At 55.1% G+C, this 2,832-nt stretch carries 2 protein-coding genes and 1 pseudogene; all 3 read left to right on the top strand.

From position 1 onward, the window contains the following. Nucleotides 1-1,038: pseudogene (locus RMSM_RS23215) on the top strand (c-type cytochrome); the annotation flags it as partial. 204 nt (nt 1,039-1,242) lie between these two features. Further along, a complete protein-coding gene (locus RMSM_RS23210; RefSeq protein ID WP_008702165.1) occupies nt 1,243-1,992 on the top strand; it encodes an ABC transporter ATP-binding protein in 750 nt (249 codons plus the stop codon). A gap of 288 nt (nt 1,993-2,280) precedes the next feature. After that, the coding region (locus RMSM_RS23205) for an ABC-2 transporter permease (protein WP_008702163.1) at nt 2,281-2,832 on the top strand (552 nt) is incomplete at its 3' end.

Raw genomic sequence — 2,832 nt, 5'->3', positions numbered from 1 at the left:
GAGAAACATTCGCTTGATACCGAGCTGGCCAGCCACCTGCTGCGACATCTCCGCAGCAGTGGCGGAAATGCACGACTCGAAGAAGCCATTCGCAAGAGCGGCAAGCTCGAAGATCTTTCCTGGAAATTGACTCCCGAGCTCTCGGCTGCGATCTTGGCGCAAGCCAAGCAAGGATCGCCGGAAAACGGCGAACGGATCTATCGGCGGGAGAAACTGCAATGCATCAATTGTCACGCCATCGGGACGGCGGGCGGATTGGTCGGACCCAACCTGATCAGTATTGGGGGGAGCTCGCAGCCGGACTATATCTTGGAGTCGCTGCTAACGCCGAATGTGAAGCTAAAGGAAGGTTACACGACAACTCAATTTTTGACCGACGAGGGCCGTGTGATAAGCGGCATCGTGCTAACCGAAAACGACAAGACGATTCAAGTTCGGTTGGCGGATGGCACGGTCACGTCGATCGTCGTTGATTCGATCGAGGATGAAGCGCCGGGCAAGTCGCTGATGCCTGCGGGGCTGCTGGATAATGTGACGCAAAGTGAGCTAGCGGATTTGGTCGCATTCCTTTCGGCACTAGGGCGGGTTCCGGAATACACGGTCTCGACCGAACCGATGCTCCGTAGTATCGAGACGCTGATTTTCACTAACGAATCCAATGACCGGATCAATCGTACCAGCACCGATGCGGTGGCAAATGACAGGGATGTCATGAAGTGGCGGCCGTTGACGTCGCGAGTCGATGGGACGTTTGTGATCCAAGAAATGGACGCGTTCAAACAGCACCGAACGACACCGCCGACGTCGTTCATTCGATTCCAAGTCAGCGTGGCGTTCGGTGCCGATGCTCGGTTGGATTTTCCCAGCGAAATCAGCGAAGCTTGGGTCGATGGCAAACCGACTCCGGCGGCATCGCTGCGTACGGAATCACTGCCTAAGGGCGAGCGCACGGTGGTCCTTGCGATTGACCGGACTTTGCTAACGATGCCGTTTACGATCGGGTTATCCGGTGGTGTTGTCGCAGCGGAGCTGAAGTGAACCGGCGTCTCGTCGATCGCCTCGTTTTGCGTCGTCCGGCGTCGGTGGCGCCGGAGGGATATGGAGGCTCGAGGACAAATTTTCGGACATTCCGGGCGAACCGGGGGGCAATTGTCCGCGTAGCGGTGTTGAGAACCTCTCTCAGAGCGTTATATTCCCGGTTTGAAACTTTCCCCATTAAAGGACTTACCCAAGAACTGCCGCATGACGATTCAAACTGAATCCCGCCGGCCCATGATCGAAGCGATCGGGCTGAGTAAGTTTTATGGTCCTTTTGCCGCGACTCGCGACGTCACTTTCTCGGTGGGCGAAGGCGAATTGGTGGCGTTTTTAGGGCCCAACGGTGCCGGAAAAAGCACGACCATGAAGATGTTGACCGGCTATATCGCCGCCAGCGAGGGCGAAGCTCGGATCGCAGGTCACAACATGATGGAAGACCGCATCGCAGGCAGCCGCCGATTGGGTTATTTGCCTGAAAATGGGCCGCTTTATCCGGAAATGACCCCTCACGCGATGCTCAGTTTTTTTGCCGAAGCACGCGGGATGACGGCGGCTCGCAAGAAAGATCGCATCGACGCGGTCGTTGACATCTGTGACCTCTCGAGCGTCGTTCACAAACCGATCAGCAAGCTTTCCAAGGGCTTCAAACAGCGTGTTGGGATGAGTCAAGCGTTGCTGCACGAACCCGACGTTTTGATCCTGGACGAACCGACTGCGGGTTTGGATCCCAACCAGATTCGTGGCGTCCGAAAAACGATGCGGCGGTTGAGCGAAACGAAAACGATTCTGCTCAGCACCCACATTTTGCAAGAAGTCGAAGCGATGGCCGACCGCGTGGTCATGATTAACGAAGGACGACTGGTTTACGACGGTGACGTCGAAGGTCTGCGAAAACTTGGTGCAAACGATTTGGACGAAGCGTTCCATTCGCTGACTCATGGTGCCACCGCCTAGCGTGCCCGCGACACATGCACGTCGGACTCGACTGTCATCGATCAGGCTCGCCATGATCAGCGAGCTCCGTATATCAAGTCGGCGTTCTTGCATCGGAGTTGGCTGCCAAGAATATGCGACACCTCCTTGGTGGTTCCGATCGGGCCTGAACCTGACATGAATGCACGCAAACCGTAACCTCCGAGCCTGTGTTTGCACCGGCTTGGACGTTTTCCGAAACGAGCTAATCAACATCGAAGCCAACTGCTTCGACACGATATAACCCACCCCATCAATCAAACAGATATCATGACGCTCAATAACGTCGCATTTGCTCTGCTGAACCTGTTCGTCCTGGACTTGATCCTGCTGTTGGTGTTAATGGCGATCGTCGCTGCACTGGCGGGCACCAAACGAGCTGCCTATGCCGTGCTGAAGCGAAACTTTGTCGGCTATTTCGGCAACCCTACCGGCTACGTTTTTCTCTGTATCTTTGTCTTTTTGACATCGGTATCGGCGTTTTGGCCGTACGAGTTCTTCAACCAAAACCTGGCTACGCTGGATCAGCTGAACTATTGGTTCCCGTTGATCATGCTGGTGTTTATCCCCGCGATCACGATGAGCATTTGGGCGGAAGAAAAGCGGCAGGGCACCGACGAATTATTGTTGACGCTGCCGGCGGACGACTTTGACATCGTGATTGGCAAGTACATGGCCGCGGCGTCGATTTTCACCGCGTCGCTGCTGTTTAGCCAATTGAGCACGTTCATCACCTTGGCTGTGTTGACCGAAGGGACGCTTGATACCGGGCTGATCTTTACCACCTATTTAGGTTACTGGTTTGTCGGTTTGGCGATGATC

The organism is Rhodopirellula maiorica SM1 (assembly GCF_000346295.1).
GTDB lineage: Bacteria > Planctomycetota > Planctomycetia > Pirellulales > Pirellulaceae > Novipirellula > Novipirellula maiorica.
Note: the sequence above shows the minus strand (reverse complement) of the source record. Positions and strands in the feature narration are given on the sequence as shown.